The 19286-nt window shown below is 64.3% G+C and carries 21 protein-coding genes and 1 rRNA gene; 17 read left to right on the top strand and 5 right to left on the bottom strand.

Features of this window, described 5'->3' with window-relative positions; translation table 11 throughout:
* Positions 1-14 precede the first annotated feature (14 nt).
* From rrf to QCE69_RS08545, 4 genes are all read left to right on the top strand, one after another.
* Positions 15-127, top strand: a 5S ribosomal RNA gene (rrf, locus tag QCE69_RS08560).
* A 252-nt stretch (positions 128-379) separates the two neighbouring features.
* Positions 380-1240, top strand: a complete 861-nt coding sequence (imuA, locus tag QCE69_RS08555) for a translesion DNA synthesis-associated protein ImuA (protein WP_309808659.1) — start codon at positions 380-382, stop codon at positions 1238-1240.
* Complete coding sequence (locus tag QCE69_RS08550; protein WP_309930304.1) at positions 1188-2774, top strand: DNA polymerase Y family protein; 1587 nt, start codon at positions 1188-1190, stop codon at positions 2772-2774. The genes imuA and QCE69_RS08550 overlap by 53 nt, the downstream gene beginning before the upstream one ends.
* 106 nt (positions 2775-2880) lie before the next feature.
* Positions 2881-6285, top strand: a complete 3405-nt coding sequence (locus tag QCE69_RS08545) for an error-prone DNA polymerase (protein ID WP_309931603.1) — start codon at positions 2881-2883, stop codon at positions 6283-6285.
* Here the strand turns inward: QCE69_RS08545 and QCE69_RS08540 are convergent.
* Both QCE69_RS08540 and QCE69_RS08535 read right to left on the bottom strand, forming a co-directional pair.
* Positions 6279-7217 carry an SDR family oxidoreductase gene (locus tag QCE69_RS08540; protein WP_309930303.1) on the bottom strand — a complete coding sequence of 313 codons (939 nt, stop codon included), beginning with the start codon at positions 7215-7217 and terminating at the stop codon, positions 6279-6281. The two genes, QCE69_RS08545 and QCE69_RS08540, sit on opposite strands and share 7 nt — an antisense overlap.
* Positions 7214-7420 (bottom strand): cation transporter, encoded by a 207-nt coding sequence (locus tag QCE69_RS08535; protein ID WP_309916821.1) that lies wholly within the window; start codon positions 7418-7420, stop codon positions 7214-7216. Before QCE69_RS08535 ends, QCE69_RS08540 begins: the two co-directional genes overlap by 4 nt.
* A gap of 98 nt (positions 7421-7518) precedes the next feature.
* On the opposite strand from QCE69_RS08535, the gene cueR reads away from it, so the two are divergent.
* Together cueR and QCE69_RS08525 are read left to right on the top strand one after the other, a co-directional pair.
* Positions 7519-7905: a Cu(I)-responsive transcriptional regulator gene (cueR, locus tag QCE69_RS08530; RefSeq protein WP_309916818.1), complete on the top strand. Its 387-nt coding sequence runs from the start codon at positions 7519-7521 to the stop codon at positions 7903-7905.
* A 230-nt stretch (positions 7906-8135) separates the two neighbouring features.
* On the top strand, positions 8136-8282 hold the full coding sequence (locus tag QCE69_RS08525; RefSeq protein ID WP_309808650.1) for a DUF3563 family protein: 147 nt from the start codon (positions 8136-8138) through the stop codon (positions 8280-8282).
* A gap of 101 nt (positions 8283-8383) precedes the next feature.
* Here the strand turns inward: QCE69_RS08525 and QCE69_RS08520 are convergent, their stop codons facing one another.
* Positions 8384-8782: a DUF305 domain-containing protein gene (locus QCE69_RS08520; RefSeq protein WP_309930301.1), complete on the bottom strand. Its 399-nt coding sequence runs from the start codon at positions 8780-8782 to the stop codon at positions 8384-8386.
* A gap of 110 nt (positions 8783-8892) precedes the next feature.
* On the opposite strand from QCE69_RS08520, the gene QCE69_RS08515 reads away from it, so the two are divergent.
* A complete protein-coding gene (locus tag QCE69_RS08515; protein WP_309930298.1) occupies positions 8893-9276 on the top strand; it encodes a hypothetical protein in 384 nt (127 codons plus the stop codon).
* Positions 9277-9296: 20 nt separating this feature from the next.
* Here the strand turns inward: QCE69_RS08515 and QCE69_RS08510 are convergent, their stop codons facing one another.
* The gene (locus QCE69_RS08510) at positions 9297-10142 is read right to left on the bottom strand and encodes a 23S rRNA (adenine(2030)-N(6))-methyltransferase RlmJ (RefSeq protein WP_309916812.1); all 846 of its coding nucleotides are present in this window, start codon (positions 10140-10142) and stop codon (positions 9297-9299) included.
* Positions 10143-10465: 323 nt separating this feature from the next.
* Here QCE69_RS08510 and QCE69_RS08505 point away from each other — a divergent pair, with 323 nt between their 5' ends.
* The 10 genes from QCE69_RS08505 (at position 10466) to iscX (ending at position 18234) form a co-directional block, all read left to right on the top strand.
* Positions 10466-11686, top strand: coding sequence for a patatin-like phospholipase family protein (locus QCE69_RS08505; RefSeq protein WP_309930296.1), 1221 nt, complete (start codon positions 10466-10468; stop codon positions 11684-11686).
* Positions 11687-11806: 120 nt separating this feature from the next.
* The gene (locus QCE69_RS08500; RefSeq protein ID WP_309930294.1) at positions 11807-12289 is read left to right on the top strand and encodes a low molecular weight protein-tyrosine-phosphatase; all 483 of its coding nucleotides are present in this window, start codon (positions 11807-11809) and stop codon (positions 12287-12289) included.
* 129 nt (positions 12290-12418) lie between these two features.
* Complete coding sequence (gene iscR / locus QCE69_RS08495) at positions 12419-12946, top strand: Fe-S cluster assembly transcriptional regulator IscR (RefSeq protein WP_309916804.1); 528 nt, start codon at positions 12419-12421, stop codon at positions 12944-12946.
* Positions 12947-13034: 88 nt separating this feature from the next.
* Positions 13035-14258, top strand: coding sequence for an IscS subfamily cysteine desulfurase (locus tag QCE69_RS08490; protein ID WP_309930292.1), 1224 nt, complete (start codon positions 13035-13037; stop codon positions 14256-14258).
* 45 nt (positions 14259-14303) lie between these two features.
* Entirely contained in the window at positions 14304-14732 is a 429-nt protein-coding gene (gene iscU / locus QCE69_RS08485) for a Fe-S cluster assembly scaffold IscU (protein ID WP_309901630.1), read from the top strand.
* A gap of 81 nt (positions 14733-14813) precedes the next feature.
* Positions 14814-15137, top strand: coding sequence for an iron-sulfur cluster assembly protein IscA (gene iscA, locus QCE69_RS08480; protein ID WP_309808632.1), 324 nt, complete (start codon positions 14814-14816; stop codon positions 15135-15137).
* Positions 15138-15220: 83 nt separating this feature from the next.
* Entirely contained in the window at positions 15221-15751 is a 531-nt protein-coding gene (hscB, locus tag QCE69_RS08475) for a Fe-S protein assembly co-chaperone HscB (RefSeq protein ID WP_309916799.1), read from the top strand.
* A 36-nt stretch (positions 15752-15787) separates the two neighbouring features.
* On the top strand, positions 15788-17653 hold the full coding sequence (hscA, locus tag QCE69_RS08470; RefSeq protein ID WP_309916795.1) for a Fe-S protein assembly chaperone HscA: 1866 nt from the start codon (positions 15788-15790) through the stop codon (positions 17651-17653).
* Positions 17654-17680: 27 nt separating this feature from the next.
* The gene (gene fdx, locus QCE69_RS08465; protein WP_061138726.1) at positions 17681-18022 is read left to right on the top strand and encodes an ISC system 2Fe-2S type ferredoxin; all 342 of its coding nucleotides are present in this window, start codon (positions 17681-17683) and stop codon (positions 18020-18022) included.
* Between the two features lie 14 nt (positions 18023-18036).
* Positions 18037-18234, top strand: coding sequence for a Fe-S cluster assembly protein IscX (iscX, locus tag QCE69_RS08460; protein WP_309808622.1), 198 nt, complete (start codon positions 18037-18039; stop codon positions 18232-18234).
* Between the two features lie 93 nt (positions 18235-18327).
* Here the strand turns inward: iscX and QCE69_RS08455 are convergent, their stop codons facing one another.
* The gene (locus QCE69_RS08455; protein ID WP_309930291.1) at positions 18328-19260 is read right to left on the bottom strand and encodes a patatin-like phospholipase family protein; all 933 of its coding nucleotides are present in this window, start codon (positions 19258-19260) and stop codon (positions 18328-18330) included.
* Between the last annotated feature and the right edge of the window lie 26 nt (positions 19261-19286).

Below are 19286 nucleotides of genomic sequence, written 5' to 3'. Positions count from 1 at the left end.
AACAACAAGTCATGCCTGATGACCATAGCGAGTCGGTACCACCCCTTCCCATCCCGAACAGGACCGTGAAACGACTCCACGCCGATGATAGTGCGGATCCCCGTGTGAAAGTAGGTAATCGTCAGGCTCCTCATGCTCCAAACAAAAACCCCACCCCACAAAGGTGGGGTTTTTGCGTTTCAGGGCGCACATTTGACCCGCCCGCACCTCAGCGCTGCCCACCCTCATCCCCACTTTTTCCTCCCCTCAGCGCGCTTTCCGCACGCCTCTTGCCGTTTACCTTTCCGCAACAAATACTGTATAAATATACAGTAAAACCACAGGCCATCGGATGCTCAAGCCTTGGGCAGATCCGAGCATTTGCGGACGGGGAAAGCTCATGGGTGCCGCACTTTCATTGCTCGATATCGGGCTGACATCGCATCTGCAGCGTCAGCTCTGGCAGGGCAGTCCGATCAACGATCCCGAATCGAACGTCGTTTCGAGCGGCTATCGGATGCTCGATCTGCTCTTGCCCGGCACCGGCTGGATGCCGGGCATGGTCACCGAACTGCTGATCGAAGAGAGTGGCGTCGGGGAAATCAGGCTGCTTGCGCGCACGCTCCGCGAGTTGACGGTCGGCAAAGGCCGGTCGGTCATCTTCGTCGCGCCTCCCTGGACGCCCAACTTCGCTGCCCTCAAGGCAATGAACATCGCCGTGAACAAGCTCGTCTGGGTCAAGGCGCCGGAAGAGCACACGCTGTGGGCCGCGGAGCAATCGTTGAAGCAGGAAGGCATTGGCGCCGTGTTGGTCTGGCTGCCGCAAGTGCGTCCCGAGGCGCTGCGGCGCTTGCAGGTCGCCGCTCAGGAAGCGCAGTCGCTGGCGTTTCTGTTCCGGCCGCTCAAGGCAGCCCGGCAATCGTCGGCGGCGCCGTTGCGCATGGTCTGCAAGCCGCGCCTTCCCGCGCACGCCCAGACCATGAACCGCCGCGAGTGGATGCAGGCCGTCATGCTGGAAATCGACATCATCAAGCGGCGAGGTCCGTTACTGGGCAAACCGTTGCAATTGAGCTTGCCACTGCAGTTGCCCGCGCTGCCCGAACACATTCGCCGCGCGCATCTCAGCAGGAAAGCACGAGAGGTCAAACATGTTGTGGATAGCGGTGACATTGCCGCTTTTATCGCTCGAAGCAGTCAGGCCGCCATCGATGCCCTCAGCATTGGCCAGCCCGATCTCGCCTGGAGCGGCATCGGCGAATGATGCCGGCAGTCTCGACGATCCCGAGCAGTCCTGCTTCGCGCTCGCCGATCACGCCCGCATCCTGATGCCCGATCTCGTCGCGTTCCGGCTCGGCGTGCGTCCCGGCAGCACGCGCTCGCACGCGTTCGCACTCGCGCCGCGCCTGACGCTGCTCGCCGTCGATCTCAACGCCGAGCAGCGCGCCCTCGAAGCCGTGGCGCTGGCGCTGCTCGCGTTCACGCCCAAGGTCGTGCTGGCGCACGCGAACACCGTCTTGCTGGAAGTCGGCGCGAGCATGCGTCTCTTCGGCGGATTGCGCGCCTTGCTTTCGAAGGCCGCGGCGACGATCAAGGGCTGCGGCTTCACCTCGCGCATGGGCTGCGCGCCGACTGCCTGGGGCGCGTGGCTGCTCGCGCACGCCCGCACGCGGCGGGTGGCGCGGCGCGTGCGCATCGTGAAGGAAACGACGCTCGTGCAGGTGCTCGACACCTTGCCCGTATCGCTGGTGCCGTCGGCGCATTCACATGGCGACGTGTTCGAGCAGATCGGCTGCGCGACACTCGCCGATTTGCGCCAGTTGCCGCGCAAGGGCGTCGCGCGCCGCTTCGGGCCGGGCATCCTGCAATGGCTCGCGCAGGCATACGGGCAGGCGCCCGATCCACGCGAGGCGTTCTGCGCGCCGGCATCGTTCGAGGCGCGGCTCGAGTTGCAGGCGCGCGTGGAAAGCGCCGATGCCTTGCTGTTCGCGGCGCGTCGTCTCGTGCTGCAACTGGCCGGCTGGCTGAGCGCGCATCACGCGGCGGTCAGCGAGTTTTCGTTGCTGCTTGAACATGAACTGGCCGCGCGTCATGCGCCGAAGACATCCACCTTCAAGGTGGCGTGGGCCGTGCCGACACGCGATGCCGAACACATCCTCTGGTTGCTGCGCGAAAAGCTCAATCAGACGACGCTGGCCGCGCCGGTGATCGAAATGAAGCTGCTGGCCGACAAGGTCTGCGAGCACGCGCCGCCGCCCGACACGCTGTTCCCGCTGCCCGGTTCCGAGAGCGATTCGCTGGCGCAGCTGCTCGAGCGTCTGAGCGCGCGGCTGGGCGCGGAGAACGTGGTGCAACTGGTCGAACATGACGATCATCGTCCGGAGGCGGCGATGACGGTCGAGGCGTACAAGCCGGCGAGTGAAGCGAAGCCGAAGCGCAAGAAGAAGCAAACTGAAAAGACCGCGCCGGTCGAGACAGAAGCCGACACAGAAGCCGACACAGAAGCCGAAACCCCCATCGACGCCGCTCTCGAACTGCCGGATCGCGCGGTGCCGTCGCAGCCGCGTCCGGCGTGGATCCTCGACACCCCGCAAAAGCTGATGTTGCGCAACGAGCGGCCGTTTTACCGGCGGCCGCTGAAGCTGATCAGCCGAACGGAGCGTATCGAGGCGGGCTGGTGGGACGGCAACGGCGTGCAGCGCGATTACTACGTCGCCGGGGACGATCAAGGCCGCATGTTCTGGGTGTATCGCGAGCGCCTGACGGGCTTCTGGTTCCTGCACGGTTTTTTCGGATGATGCCGGGATGGACGACGATCTGAACGACATCATCGGCCTGGAGGAAGGCGACAAGGGCGACGAAGGCGAGGGCGCAGGCAACGAAAAGCGCACCTTCCTCGGTTCGATGTCCGCTTCCGCGTTGTTGCCCGACTATGCGGAGCTGCATTGCCTGAGCAACTTTTCGTTTCTGCGCGGCGCATCGCATCCGCAGGAACTGGCTGCCGCCGCGCTCGAACATGGCTACACCGCGCTCGCGATCACCGACGAATGCTCGCTCGCGGGCGTCGTGCGCGCGCATGCGGCGATCAAGGACATCGAAACGCAAGCGGAGGCGGCCGCGAAAGCCGCCAGCGAGGCCGGCGAGCCGCCGCCGAAAAGGCAGCACCTGAAGCTGATCATCGGCAGTGAACTGCATCTGACGGATGCCGATGGCAGTCCTTTCTGCACCCTGATTGCACTGGCGACGAATCGGGCCGGTTACGGCAACCTGTCCGAACTGATAGCGCTGGCGCGCTCGCGATCGCCGAAGGGGCGCTATCAACTCGGCCCGGAGGATTTCACGAATCCGGCGGCATCGTCGAGTGCGCTCGACGCCACCGACTTGCGCGGCGACATCGCCCATCTGAAGCATCTGCACGACTGCCTGCTGATCCTGGTGCCGCAGCGTTCGGCGACGCTCGCCGAAACGCTCGATCGCGCGCACTGGCTGGCCGGTTTCGCCGCCGGGCGCGCGTGGCTTGCCCTGGAGCTCTGGCAGGACGGCAGCGATGACGAACGTCTCGCCGCGTCGCGCGTGATTGCCGAAGCGAGCGGCTTGCCGCTCGTCGCGGCCAGCGGCGCGCTGATGCACGCGCGCTCGCGCAAGCCCTTGCAGGACACGCTGACCGCCATCCGCCTCGGCCGTCCGCTCGCGCAATGCGGCTATGCGCTCGAAGCGAACGCGGAACGGCACCTGCGCACGCGGCTGCGCATCGGGGCGCTGTATCCGGCGGCGGCGATCCGGGAAACGCTCAGGCTGGCCGCGCGCTGTACTTTCAGTCTCGACGAACTGCAATACGAATATCCCGAAGAACTCGTGCCGCGCGACGAAACGCCCGCCAGCTATCTGCGCAAGCGCGTGATGGAAGGCGCGCGCGTGCGCTGGCCAGACGGACTGGATGCCGACACCATCGGTCTGATCGACAAGGAACTCGCGCTTGTCGCGGCGCTGAAGTACGAAAAGTATTTCCTGACGGTCTATGACATCGTCTCGTTCGCGCGCAGCCAGAAGATCCTGTGCCAGGGACGCGGCTCGGCGGCGAATTCGATCATCTGTTTTTGCCTGTTCATCACCGAGCTCGATCCGGTCCGCATGGGGCTGCTGATCGAACGCTTCATTTCGCAGGCGCGCAACGAGCCGCCGGACATCGACGTCGATTTCGAGCATCAGCGCCGCGAGGAAGTGATCCAGTACATCTACCGGAAGTACGGGCGGCATCGCGCGTCGCTGGCAGCGTCGGTCATCACGTATCACACGCGCAGCGCGCTCAAGGACGTCGGCCGGGCGCTCGGGCTGGATGCGTCGCTGATCGAGCGGATCGGCAAGTCGCAGCAGTGGTGGGACGGACCGTCGGCGGTGGCGGGCTATCTGCGCGAGGCCGGCTTCAGCGACGACTCCCATGTGACCAAGCATCTGATCCGGCTCACGCGCGAGTTGCGCGGCTTTCCGCGGCATTTGTCGCAGCACGTCGGCGGCTTCGTGATTGCGCGGGAACGCTTGTCGCGGCTCGTGCCGATCGAAAACGCCGCGATGAAGGACCGTTGCGTGATCCAGTGGGACAAGGACGACATCGACCAGCTGAAACTCCTGAAAGTCGACGTGCTCGCGCTCGGCATGCTGTCGGCGATCCGTCGCGCGCTGGAATTCGTCGCATTGCGCCGGGGCATTCCGGATTTTGGCGTCCACCACATTCGCCGCGAGGACAAGGCGGTCTACGAGATGTGCTGCCGGGCGGATACCGTCGGCGTGTTCCAGATCGAATCGCGCGCCCAGCAGAGCATGTTGCCGCGCCTGCGGCCGAACAAATACTACGACCTCGTGATCGAGGTGGCGATCGTGCGGCCCGGACCCATCCAGGGCGGCATGGTGCATCCGTATCTGCGTCGCAAGCAGGGACTCGAAGAAGAGGAATATCCGAAAGAGGAGTTGCGGCCGGTTCTTGGACGCACGCTCGGCGTGCCGATTTTCCAGGAGCAGGTGATGAAGCTCGCGATGGTCGCTGCCGGCTACACCGCCGAACAAGCCGATCAGTTGCGGCGCGCCATGGCAGCCTGGCGGCGCGGCAGTCATCTCGAGAAATATCAGGCTGATCTGATGACGAAGATGCTGGCGCGCGGCTATGAGCACGATTTCGCTGCGCGCGTGTGCAAGCAGATCGAGGGCTTTGGCGAATATGGCTTTCCGGAAAGCCATTCGGCGAGTTTCGCGCTGCTCGTCTACCTGAGCGCATGGATCAAGCGTTACGAGCCCGCGGCGTTCCTGGCGGGTTTGCTGAACAGTCAGCCGCTTGGTTTCTATTCGCCGTCGCAGCTCGTGCAGGATGCGCAGCGTCACGGCGTGAACGTGTTCCCGCCCGATGTCTCGCTGAGTGACTGGGAGTCGGTGCTGGAGGCGCGTTCGGGCAACGGCGAGCGTCTCGTCTTCGATGCCGGCAAGGAGCAGCGCCGCCAGCAGTTCTATGGAGCGGCATCGTCGGATCAGATCTTTCGCAAGACGATGCGGCGCGGAGCGCGCCGGCTGGCCGCGCGCGTCAAGCTGCCGTCACGGCAGTACGGCGCGACGGGGCCGGGCGTGCGGATCGGCTTGCAGCAGATCAAGGGCATGTCGCAGGCGGCGGCCGAACGGATCATGGCCGCGCGGGCGCAGGCGCCGTTCGCCGATGTCGACGACCTCACGCGCCGCGCGGCGCTCTCCCGCCGCGAGCTCGAAGCGCTGGCGGCCGGCAATGCGCTGGCGAGCATCGCGGGGCATCGGCGTCAGGCGTGGTGGGCGGTCACCGCGCAGCAGCGCGCGCCGGAACTGCTGCGCGACGCGCCGATGAGCGAAATGCCGCTCGCGTTGCCGGAAGCGTCGGAGGGGCGCGAGATCGTCGACGATTACGCGAGTCTCGGGCTGACGCTCAATCGTCATCCGCTGGCGCTGCTGCGCGACAGGCTCGCGCGCATGCGCTTCAAGAGCGCAGCCGAGCTGGAGAAGACCGCCAACGGGCGCTTCGTGCGGGCGTGCGGCATCGTGACCGTGCGGCAACGGCCGGGCACGGCGAACGGCACGATCTTCGTGTCGATCGAGGATGAAAGCGGCTCGATCAACGTGATCGTGTGGCCGGGGCTCGTCGAGAAGCAGCGCAAGGTGCTGCTGGGCGCGTCCTTGCTTGGCGTGCACGGCGTCTGGCAAAAGGACGGCGACGTGCGGCACCTGGTGGCGCAGCGGCTCGAAGACCATAGCGCGCTGCTCGGCCGCCTTGCCGCGCCGAGCCGCGATTTTCACTGATCTGGAAGGTCCGGATAGTTGGCAAGCAGGCCGGCGATCGCATGATTGAACGGCGTGCGCCTGCCGATACCCAACTCTTCCAGCCGGGCGGAATCGAGATGGCAGTCGCGCGGACGCGGCGTCGCGTCGGTCGGGGCGTGCTGCGCGATGAGCCGCGCGTCCAGCTTCAAGGTCCGCGCAATGTGTCCGGCGATGTCGAACTTCGTCATGGGCTCGTCGCCGGACCAGTGCGTGATGCCGGAAATCGTCCCGCCGCGCGCATGATGTTCGAGCATGCCGCGGATCACCACGGCGACGTCGGGCGTGAAGGTCGGATAGCGCGTCGCCCAGGCGTCCATCGGCGCGCCGGGGTGCGCGGCATCGGCCGATGCGACGATAGCGGGCGTCAGGCTCGTCACCGCGGATTCGTTCCAGTCGGTGCAGGGCCCGTAAAGCAGCGGCAGGCGCAGCACGCAGGACGCCGGATCGCATTCGAGCAGCGCGCGCTCGCCATCCAGCTTGCTGTGCCCGTAGGCGTTGAGTGGCGCGGGAGCGTCGTCGGGACGATAGGGCGGCGAGGTGCCGTCGAACACGTAATCGGTCGAGATCGACAGTACCCATGCGCCGGTCGCGCGCGCCTCGCGGGCGATCTCGCGCAATGCGTCCACGTTCAGGGCGCGGGCCAGCGCGGGATCGTTTTCGCACACGTCGGGCCGCCGCTCGGCTGCCGCGACGACGATCGCATCCGGCTTCAGGTCTTTCAGGAAAGCGCGGACGGCGTCGTGGTCGAGCAGATCGAGCCGGACATCATGCACACCGGCGCGGCTGCGCGCAGTGGGGACGACGCGCCATGTTCTGGCACTGTCCGCGCGCGCCAGTTCGGCGGCGACCGCTCGTCCGAGCAAGCCTGACGCGCCGATCAGCGCGACGGTGAAAGCCTGGTCGCCGCTCATGCCGAAGCGACGCTGACCACCGTATAGCCGGCCTCATCGATGGCGTCTTTCAGCGCATCGGCCGATTGCTCCGATTCGACCGCGACGCGGCCACGTTCCAGATCCACGCGCACTTGTGCTTGCGGATCGATTTCCTTGATGGAGCGCGTCACAGCGCCCACGCAGTGCTGGCAGCTCATGCCTTGAACTTCGAATTCGGTCATTGCGGTTTTCCTCGTCAAAGAGCTCGATGAAGTACATCGTATACCTTGCCATCGTGGGAAGGTGTAGAGTCAAAGTGACTTTTTTCCAGGAGCACTCGATGAACATCGGCGAAGCGGCCCGCGCCTCAGGCGTGACAGCCAAGATGATCCGCTACTACGAGAGCGTCGGATTGCTCAATCCGGTGGGGCGGACGTCGTCGGGGTATCGCGTCTACGGCGCGCAGGAAGTGCATGCGTTGCGCTTCGTGCGGCAGGCGCGCCGGCTGGGATTTCTGGTCGAGGACATTCGCAGGCTGCTGGCCTTGTGGCACGACCGGACGCGCGCGAGCGCGGAAGTGAAATCGATTGCGATGGAGCATGTCGCGGAACTCGACCGGCGCATTGCCGAGCTGACCGAGATGCGCGAAACGCTGGCTCACCTTGCCAACCACTGTCACGGCGATGAACGGCCGGATTGCCCGATTTTGGACAAGCTGGCGCAGTAATGCACCATAATTGTGCCTTCGTAACGGCCGGTGGATGGCTGAAAGCTGGAATCTTCATAAAAAACAGCAGTTTGAAGGCCATCCAACTCCGCACCATTCCGAAACAGAATGCACAGTATTCAAGCATTTCCTAACACAGCGCCACAAAACTTCCTTATAATCCGGGTATTCCCTAACGGGTAATCCCTGACCCAGCCGCCAGGGATCGTCTAGATACCTTGGAGCACATCATGGTTGCGTACATCATCGAAAAATTGAGCATCTGGTTTGAAGCCGCTGAGCAGCGTCGTCGCGAAGCGTATCTGTCGGAATCGACGGATATCGTCCAGCTCGAACAGCGTATCCGCTCGCTGGAATCCAACGGCTACAACGCGTAAGCGTCAGTCGTGAAAGCAAAAAGCCCCGCATTGCGGGGCTTTTGTTTTTGGCCGGCGCGGACGCAAGTCGCCGGGTGACGCAAGTCCAGGCCGTACACGCGTTACTGCTTGCGCGGATGCTGCTCCAGCCATTGCTTCATGAACGCAATCTCCTTGTCCTGCGCGGCAATGATGTCCTTCGCCAGCTTGCGCAGCTTCGCGTCCTTGCCGTATTTCAGCTCCACCTTCGCCATCTCCACCGCGCCCAAGTGATGCGGAATCATGTGCGCGACGAAATCGCGGTCCGGATCGCCCGTGTACTCGATGCCCGACATCCCCGACATCATCTTCTGGTCCGCGGCCTGATAGGCGGCGGTGGACGAGACGTCGGTCGGTTTCGGCGTGTGCTGCCCCATGTTCATGCCGGGCATGGCGTCGCTCGCGGCCGGCGCATCCTGAGCCATTGCGCCTGCGCTCAGGCAGGCGCTGAGAACGGCAAGCGCGATTTTTGTTGATTTCATCGTTTCTCCTGGAGAAGGGCCATTCGGGTGCTGTTTCGGGCAACGGCGCCTAGCCTAAAGCTTGCCACCGCGGTAATGTAAAGCGATTTCGTCTACATAAAGAGCGAGCGATGCGCCATTCCATGACGACCCCGCGTCCGGCATTCCTTCTGATGCGCACGGTGCGCGCTTGTGTCGCACTGGCCGCCCCCGCCGCGTTCGCTGCGGGCTTGTGCTGGTTCAGCCCGGTGCAAGCAAAGGCCGGAGGCGAACCGCTAGTGCTCGATACGCAAACCGGGATTCACAGCGGCGCGAGCGGCACGGTGCTGCAAAGCGGGGCGCTCGGCGGTCCCGGCATGGTGCCGATGCAGACCTTGCAGGGGCCGCCGCAGGAGGCCCAGCCGCCGATCGTCGTTTCGCCTTATGTCGAGTATCCGGGCGCCGGCCAGAGCAGCGTGCCCACTCAACCAGGACGCGGAGGACGCAGCCGCGCGCCAGTTGCGCCTCATCCATAAGGACTTGCACGCAGACGGCGTCAATCGCCGCGATGTTCAAGCTTGAACGAAGCGCCACTGTCTTCGCCAAGCAGCTCGACCAGGCGAGGCAATGCTTCCTTCAGGTCGCGTGCGAGCGTGTACGGCGGGTTCAACACGAACATGCCGCTGCCGAACAGGCCCAGCCCGTCCGCAGGCGGCTTTCTGACGGTGAGGCTGGCGTGCAGCCAGCCATTCGGCCGAATGGCCTTCAGCTGGTCCGCGAACCGTTGTGATTCCACGCGCGTCACGAGCGGATACCAGACTGCATAGGTTCCCGTTGCGAACCGTTTCAGACCTTCCTGAAGACATTCCAGCGTACGTGCGTAGTCGCGCTTGTCCTCGTACGACGGATCGATCAGCACGAGTGCACGCCGCGGCGGTGGCGGAAGGAGCGCCTTGATGCCGTCGAAGCCGTCGCCGGCATAGATCATTGCGCGCCGGCCTGCGTCGCGGAAATTGTGGCGCAGCACGTCGATCTCCGTGCTGTGCAGCTCGAACAGACGCATGCGGTCCTGCTCGCGCATGGTGCGCCAGGCGAGATAGGGCGAGCCGGGATAGAAACGCATCGCGCCGTCGGGATTCAGCGCCTTGACCTCCGCGACATAGTCGGCCAGCAACGGCGGCAGATCATCCCGCTCCCACAGCTTGCCGATACCCGTCTCGAACTCGGCGTTCTTCGCGGCGAAGCCCTCGGTGAGGGCGTAGACGCCGGCGCCTGCATGCGTGTCGATGTACCAGTACGATTTGTCCTTCTGCCCAAGGTACTGAAGCATCTGGATGACGATGGCGTGTTTCAGGACATCGGCGTGATTGCCCGCGTGGAAGGCGTGACGGTAACTGAGCATGACGAAAGGCCCGCGAAGGCATGAAAGGCAACAATGAAACGGAGCCCGAAAAAGGGCGTTCATTCTAGCCGAGACCACCGGCCGCGCCGGAGCCCGGGTTGCGTCAGTGCGTCACGGCCTTCATGCACAATAACCCGGCGTGCCGCGTCGTGACAGTCGGCCGAAAGGCCAGGGTCACGAACCTGCACGAATAGTCCTAGGCCGATCGGCCAGCTTGATGGCGGCGCCGATGAATGGTGTCATTGCTTCGATGTCGTTCACTCACGCGCGCCGTACAACCAGCGTGCGTCATGACGGTTCCACAACGAGGAGGCGTACGCGGAATGTCGGAAATCGAAAATCAGAATGCAGTGTCACGGGGAAATGTCAGGCAGCAGGCTGCGGAAAGCGCGGCGCCGGCCATCGCCTTGCCGCCCTACGAGACGGTCGCGCTGATGCTGCAGGGCGGAGGCGCGCTCGGCGCCTATCAGGCCGGCGTCTACCAGGGCCTGCACGAAACAGGGATTCATCCGAACTGGATCGCCGGCATTTCAATCGGTGCGCTGAACACGGCGATCATCGCCGGAAACGCGCCGGAACAGCGCGTGACTCGGCTGCTCGAGTTCTGGGAAACCATCTGCCAGCCGGCGTTCGGCTTCCCGCTGCCGGGTCTCGTCGAAAGGGCGCTGTTCGACTCCGCCGACGAAATCCGCAAGGCGTTTACCGCCTGGCAGGCGTTCGGCGCGCTCGTCGAAGGGCAGAAGGGCTTCTTCATTCCACGCTTTCCGCCGCCGTCGCCCATTGCCTCCGGTTCGCCGCAAACCGCCAGCTATTACGACACCACACCGCTCAAGGCCACCCTGGAGCGCCTGTGCGACTTCGACCGCATCAATTCAGGCGAGACGCGCGTGTCGGTCGGCGCGGTGAACGTCGCGACCGGCAACTTCGCCTATTTCGACAACACGCAGATCCGCCTGCGCGCCGAGCATTTCATCGCGTCCGGGGCCTTGCCGCCGGGCTTCGCTGCCGTCGAGATCGACGGGCAGTTTTACTGGGACGGCGGACTCATGTCGAACACGCCGCTCTACGAAGTGGCCATGGCCACGCCGCGCCGTGACACGCTCGCTTTCCAGGTCGATCTATGGAGCGCGCGCGGTCCGGTGCCGGACAGTATCGTCGACGTGATGGGGCGCGTGAAGGACGTGCAGTATTCCAGCCGCACGCGCCTCGTGACCGACCAGATGCAGCGCTCCCAGCGCGCCCGCAACGTGTTGCAGCACGTGCTCGACCTGGTGCCAGAGGAGATTCGCAAGAACGACGAATGGTGCCGGCGCGCGGAGGAACTCGCGTGCTCGAAGCGCTACAACATCATCCACCTCATCTACCGCCAGAAGGAGTACGAGGGCCACTTCAAGGACTATCAGTTCGGCCTGTCGACCATGCGCGAACATTGGGAAAGCGGCCTGTCCGACATCCGCCGCACGCTCGCCCACCGCGACTGGCTCAAGATGCCGAACGGAGAAGCGCGTTTCGCCACTCACGATATCCATCGCGACGAGCCTTGAACGGGTCACGCGCAGCCCGGGAGGCCGTCCTGAGCGGAAAATTCTCCCTCTTTGTATAATCCGGAGCGCTTCGGGCGGCGTCCTGCTGACACCACCGCCATCACGTTTCCTCGACTCCGAATGACTCCGATCTCGGTCTGCTTCGTCTGTCTCGGCAATATCTGCCGCTCGCCCAGTGCGGAAGGGGTGATGCGGCATCTCGTCGAGCGCGCGAACCTGGCCGGCCATATCGTGATCGATTCGGCCGGCACCGGTGACTGGCAGATCGGCGACGCCCCGGATTCGCGCGCCCAGAAGGCCGCGAAGAAGCGCGGCTACGACCTCTCGATGCTGCGCGGGCGGCAGATTGGCGCCGCGGATTTCGCGCGCTTCGACCTGCTCGTCGCCATGGACGACGCCAACGTCGCCGCACTCATGGCCATCTGTCCGCCCGAGCATCGCGACAAGATTCGCCTGCTGATGGACTTCGCCACGCGCAAGGACAGTCGCGTCGTGGTCGATCCTTATTTCGGCGGCGAGGCGGGTTTCGAGACCGTGCTCGATCAATGCGAGGACGCCTGCGAGGGCTTGCTGAGAGCACTGCAGGCCCAACTTTCCGCGTAACTTTCGGCAGCAATCCATCAACCGGAACGGGAATTAAAAAACTACTTATCTCGCCCGGGATACTTGACTAAAACTGTGGGATATTTATACTTGACGAAAATCATCGAGTATTAGCGTTAGCTCCCCATTATGAGACTCACCACGAAAGGCCGTTTCGCCGTTACGGCGATGATCGACCTGGCGTTGCGCCAGGAGCAGGGCCCGGTGACGCTGGCAGGCATCAGTCAGCGCCAGCGCATCTCGCTTTCCTATCTCGAGCAGCTCTTCGGCAAGCTGCGGCGCCATGAGATCGTCGAATCGGTCCGCGGGCCGGGCGGCGGCTACAACCTTGCGCGCCGCGCGGAAAACGTCACGGTGGCGGACATCATCATCGCCGTCGACGAGCCCATCGACGCCACTCAATGCGGCGGCAAGGGCGCGTGCGAAGGCACCAAGCAGCACGATGGCCATTGCATGACGCACGAGCTGTGGGCCACGCTGAATCAGAAGATGGTCGAGTATCTGGATTCCGTTTCGTTGAAGGATCTGGTCGACCAGCAGCGTGCGCGTGAGGGTTCGGCGTCGGTGCTGCGCGATCGCCGCACGGATTCGTCCGGTGTCGAGGCCACGCGGGTGGTGCCCAAGGGTCCGAATTCCATTTTCAATCTGGCCGGATGACCTGCGCCGCCGCGCGGCACGAGCCGTGCGCGTGATGATGCAAGGCGCGTCCCAGCCGGAGCTTTGACCGATTTTCCCGGAGCGACTGATGAACAACGATATTCCCCACCTGCCCATCTACATGGATTACAGCGCGACGACCCCCGTCGACCCGCGCGTGGTGGACAAGATGATCCCGTATCTTCGCGAGCAGTTCGGCAATCCGGCCTCGCGCAGCCACCAGTACGGCTGGGATGCGGAGCGTGCAGTCGAGGAAGCGCGCGAGAATGTCGCGGCGCTCGTCAACTGCGATCCGCGCGAGATCATCTGGACCTCGGGTGCGACGGAATCGGACAACCTCGCCATCAAGGGCGCGGCGCATTTCTACAAGAGCAAGGGCAAGCACCTCATCACCGTGAAGACCGAGCACAAGGCCGTGCTGGACACCACGCGTGAGCTGGAGCGCGAAGGCTACGAAGTCACGTACCTGGACGTGAAGGACGACGGTCTCATCGATCTCGAAAAGTTCAAGGCGGCCATTCGCCCGGACACGATCCTGGTCTCCGTGATGAACGTGAACAACGAGATCGGCGTGATCCAGGATATCGCGGCGATCGGCGAGATCACGCGCGAGAAGGGCATCATTTTTCACGTCGACGCGGCGCAGGCCACCGGCAAGATCGAAATCGACCTGCAGAAGCTGAAGGTCGACCTGATGTCGTTCTCGGCGCACAAGACCTATGGTCCGAAGGGCATCGGCGCCCTGTATGTGCGTCGCAAGCCGCGCGTGCGCATCGAAGCGCAGATGCACGGCGGCGGTCACGAGCGCGGCATGCGCTCGGGCACGCTCGCGACGCATCAGATCGTCGGCATGGGCGAGGCGTTCCGCATCGCGCGTGAAGAGATGGCCACGGAAAACGAGCGCATCCGCATGCTGCGCGACCGTCTGCTGAAGGGCCTGCAGGACATGGAAGAAGTGTATGTGAACGGCGACATGAAACAGCGTGTGCCGCACAACCTCAACATCAGCTTCAACTTCGTCGAAGGCGAGTCGCTGATCATGGCAGTGAAGGACGTCGCGGTGTCGTCGGGTTCAGCGTGCACGTCGGCGTCGCTGGAGCCTTCGTATGTGCTGCGCGCGCTCGGCCGCAACGACGAACTCGCACACAGCTCCATCCGTTTCACGGTGGGCCGTTTCACCACCGAGCAGGACGTCGACTACGTCATCAACCTGCTGAAGAACAAGATTGCCAAACTGCGCGACCTGTCGCCGCTCTGGGAAATGCACAAGGACGGCATCGACATCTCGAGCATCCAGTGGGCCGCTCATTGAGCATGCACTGAGCGCACGCGACACCGAATACAGGAGAGATTGAAAATGGCTTATAGCGACAAGGTCCTTGACCACTACGAAAATCCGCGCAACGTCGGTTCGTTCTCGAAGGACGACGACACGGTCGGCACCGGCATGGTCGGCGCGCCGGCCTGCGGCGACGTGATGAAGCTGCAGATCCGCGTCGGCGCGGACGGCGTGATCGAGGACGCGAAGTTCAAGACCTACGGCTGCGGCTCGGCGATTGCATCGAGCTCGCTCGTCACCGAATGGGTGAAGGGCAAGACGCTCGACGAAGCGATGAGCATCAAGAACACGCAGATCGCCGAAGAATTGGCGCTGCCGCCGGTGAAGATCCACTGCTCGATCCTCGCGGAAGACGCGATCAAGGCGGCCGTGGCGGATTACAAGCAGCGTCACGGCAGCGCGGCTCCGGCAGCGGAAGCTGGCGAGGCGAAGCAGCACGCGGCGTAAGGTTCGATGCGGGCGCCATGCATGAGCATGACGTCCGTTTGAACGACGAAGGTCGGTTAAAGCGACGAGAAGCGAAAGATCATGGCAATCACGTTGACGGACAAGGCGGTACAACACGTGCAGAAGTACCTGACGCGGCGCGGCAAGGGCGTCGGCCTGCGTCTGGGCGTGCGCACCACGGGCTGTTCCGGTCTGGCGTACAAGCTCGAATACGTCGATGAACTCGCGCCGGAAGACACCGTGTTCGAAACGGCGGGCGTCAAGATCGTGATCGACCCGAAGAGCCTGCCGTATCTCGACGGCACCGAACTGGACTTTGCGCGCGAAGGGCTGAACGAAGGCTTCCGCTTCAACAACCCGAACGCGAAGGACGAGTGCGGCTGCGGCGAATCGTTCCGCGTGTGACACGCAGGGCGCCGGCAGCAACGGCAAAAGAGGCGGCGCGGGCCGCCTTTTTCATTCGCGCAATCTGAAACCTCATCATCGTCATGGCTTCGCTCAACGACACCCACTTCGCGCTTTTCGACCTGCCGCAGACCTTCGCCATCGAGCAGCAGACCCTCGACGACGCCTATCGCACCGTCCAGGCGCAGGTGCATCCCGACCGCTTCGCCGCGGCCGGCGACGCCCAGCGACGCCTCGCGATGCAATGGGCCACGCGCGCGAACGAGGCGTACCAGACGCTGCGCGATCCGCTGAAGCGCGCGCGCTACATGCTGTCGCTGCGCGGCATCGACGTCGGCGCGGAGAACAACACGGCCATGGAGCCCGCGTTCCTGATGCAGCAGATGGAATGGCGCGAAAATATCGAGGATGCGGCCGGCGCGAAGAACGTCGGCGCGCTCGAAGCGCTGCTCGACGAACTGCGCGACGAGGAACGCGTGCGCTTCACGAAGCTCGCCGCGCTGCTCGACAGCCAGTCCGACCAGGCCGCGAGCGAGGCTGTGCGGCAACTGATGTTCATCGAGCGCGTGGCGCAGGAAATCGGCACGCAAATCGAACGGCTGGAGCACGCGTAAGAACGCGCTCGCCGTCACCACCCCATAAGACCAACGATGGCTTTACTGCAAATCTCAGAACCCGGCATGGCGCCGGCGCCGCATCAGCGGCGCGTGGCGGTCGGCATCGATCTCGGCACGACGAATTCGCTCGTCGCGGCCGTGCGCAACAGTGTCCCCGAAGCGCTTCCCGACGAGGACGGCCATGTGCTGCTGCCGTCGGTCGTGCGTTATCTGGAGAAGGGCGGACGGCGCATCGGCCGTATCGCGAAGGAAGAAGCCGTTCTCGATCCGCGCAACACGATCGTCTCGGTCAAGCGCTTCATGGGGCGCGGCAAGAGCGAGGTGGAAGGCGCGGAGAACGCGCCGTACGACTTCATCGACGCGCCGGGCATGGTGCAGATCCGCACCATCGACGGCGTGAAGAGCCCGGTGGAAGTGTCGGCGGAAATTCTCGCCACGCTGCGTTACCGCGCGGAAGATTCGCTCGGCGAGGATCTCGTCGGCGCGGTCATCACGGTGCCCGCCTATTTCGACGAAGCGCAGCGCCAGGCCACCAAGGACGCCGCGAAGCTCGCGGGCCTGAACGTGCTGCGGCTGCTCAACGAACCGACGGCGGCGGCGATCGCCTACGGTCTCGACAACGGCGCCGAAGGGCTTTACGCGGTCTATGACCTGGGCGGCGGCACCTTCGATCTGTCCATCCTGAAGCTGACGAAGGGCGTCTTCGAAGTGCTCGCGGCAGGCGGCGATTCCGCGCTCGGCGGCGACGACTTCGATCACGTGCTGTATCGCCACGTGCTGGCGCAGGCGGGCGTGTCGCTGGACGCGCCTGAAGACGTGCGCTTGCTGCTCGACCGCGTGCGCGCGGCGAAGGAAGCGCTGTCGGATGTGGCCGAGACGCGTGTGCAGGCCACGCTTTCGACTGGCGGCAAAATCGATGTCGCCGTGAGCGAGGCGCAGTTCGCCGAGCTGACGCAGGCGCTCGTTGCGCGCACGCTCACGCCGACGAAGAAAGCGCTGCGCGACGCCAAGGTGACGGCGCAGGACATCAAGGGCGTGGTGCTGGTTGGCGGCGCGACGCGCATGCCAGTGATCCGGCGCGCGGTCGAGACCTTCTTCGGCCAGCCGCCGCTCATCAATCTCGATCCAGATCAGGTCGTCGCGCTCGGCGCCGCGATCCAGGCCGATCTGCTCGCCGGCAATCGGCGCGGCGAAGGCGACGACTGGCTGCTGCTCGACGTGATCCCGCTCTCGCTCGGCGTCGAGACGATGGGCGGCCTCACCGAGAAGATCATCCCGCGCAATTCCACCATCCCGACCGCGCGCGCGCAGGACTTCACGACCTTCAAGGACGGCCAGACCGCGATGGCGATTCACATCGTGCAGGGCGAGCGCGAACTGGTGTCCGACTGCCGCTCGCTCGCGCGTTTCGAGCTGCGCGGCATCCCGCCGATGGCCGCCGGCGCGGCGCGCATCCGCGTGACCTATCAGGTCGACGCCGACGGTCTCCTGTCCGTGTTCGCGCGTGAGCAGACCTCGGGCGTGGAGGCATCGGTGATCGTGAAGCCTTCGTATGGCCTCGCCGACGACGACGTCGCGCGCATGCTCGAGGAAAGCTTCAAGACCGCCGACATCGACATGCGCGCGCGTGCGCTGCGCGAGGCGCAGGTGGAAGCGCAGCGCATGATCGAAGCGACGCACGCGGCGCTCGCATCCGACGGCGAACTGCTCGATGAGCAGGAGCGCGCGGAGATCGACACACTTACCGCGGCGCTGGAACAGGTTGCGCAGGGCGAGTCGCCGGAAGTGATCGAGGAGGCGACGAAGACGCTCGCCACGGCCACCGACGAATTCGCCGCGCGCCGCATGAACAAGAGCATTCGTCGCGCGCTCGCGGGCCGCAAGCTTGACGACGTCTGATCATCCCCATTCGAGAACTTACGAAAAATGCCTCAAATCGTTGTACTGCCTCACGTGGAGCTGTGTCCGGACGGCGCGGTGATCGACGCCGATACGGCCAAGAGCATCTGCGACAACCTGCTGGATCACGGCATCGAGATCGAGCATGCGTGCGAGAAGTCGTGCGCGTGCACGACCTGTCACGTCATCATCCGGGAAGGCTTCAACGCGCTCGAACCGTCCGAGGAACTCGAGGACGATCTGCTCGATAAAGCGTGGGGGCTGGAACCTACATCGCGGTTATCATGTCAGGCAATGGTGCCGGCCGACGAGGATCTGGTGGTCGAGATCCCGCGCTACACCATCAATCACGCCAAGGAAAATCACTGACAGGAGGCTCGCCCATGAAGTGGACAGATACTCAGGAGATCGCGATGGCTCTCACCGACGCGCATCAGGATATCGATCCTCAATATGTGCGTTTCACTGACCTGCACCGCTGGATCACCGAGCTCGATGGCTTCGACGACGATCCCGACAAGTCCAACGAGAAGATCCTGGAATCGATCCAGGCAGCGTGGATCGAGGACGCGGATTACTGATCCCTCACGCTGATCCGGCTTGAAATAAAAACGGCGGCTTCGCACAGGAAGCCGCCGTTTTTTTGCGCCCGTTGCGTTTAGATGTTCCGATGTTCAGACGCGCACGCCCTTATCCTGCAACTGGCGTTGCAGCGTCGGCCACATCTTCGCCACCGCTTCTTCACCCGCGAGAATCGACGCGTTGCGCTGGCTGAAGTCGCTGCTGCTCATCGCGTTGAGATTCGGGCGGATCACCGCGTTGGCGTACTTGTCGAGCTCGTAGGCCTTGATGGTCTGGCCCATGATCGTGAAAGTCTGCATGAGCACGTCGAACGAACTCGTCGTGAGACCGCTTTCGGGCCGCGCCGAGATATCGACGGCGATCACGAAGTCCGCGCCCATCTTGTGCGCGAACGCGGCCGGCACCGGGCTCACGAGGCCGCCGTCCACATACTCGCGATCGCCGATCTTCACCGGCTCGAAGATCGACGGCACGCTGCACGACGCACGCACCGCAATGCCCGTGTTGCCGCGCTGGAAGAGGATCGGCTGGCCGTTCCTGAGATCCGTGGCGACGATGCCGAGCGGCCGCGCCATCTTCTCGATCGGCCGGTTGTCGAGGGTCTTGTTGAGGTAGTTCTGCAGCGCGACGCCCTGCAGGATGCCGCGCGTGCGGAAGGGCATGGCCCAGTCGCTGATCGAGGCTTCGTCCATGGTCAGCGCGAGCTTGTTGATGGCGATGCCGTTCATGCCCGATGCATACAGCGCCGCGATCACCGAACCCGCGCTCGTGCCGGCGACGAGATCCACGTGCAGGTTGCGCGCTTCGAGCGCCTTGATCACGCCGATATGCGCGAAGCCGCGCGCCGCGCCGCCGCCCAGCGCCAGGCCGATGCGCACCGGCCGCTGCGGTTCCTGCCGGGGTGGCGGCGCGGATGCGGTCTCGCCCGACACGCCGCTGCTGGTCGTGGTGCAGGCGGCAAGAACGGACGAGGCGGCCGCGAGCGAGAACGCGCGGCGTGAAAGACGGGGTGACGATGAACTCAAGGCGTGCTCCGGATGCAGCGGGTCCC

It is taken from the genome of Caballeronia sp. LZ032 (assembly GCF_031451315.1).
GTDB lineage: Bacteria > Pseudomonadota > Gammaproteobacteria > Burkholderiales > Burkholderiaceae > Caballeronia.
This window is presented reverse-complemented; position numbering and strand designations above follow the sequence as displayed.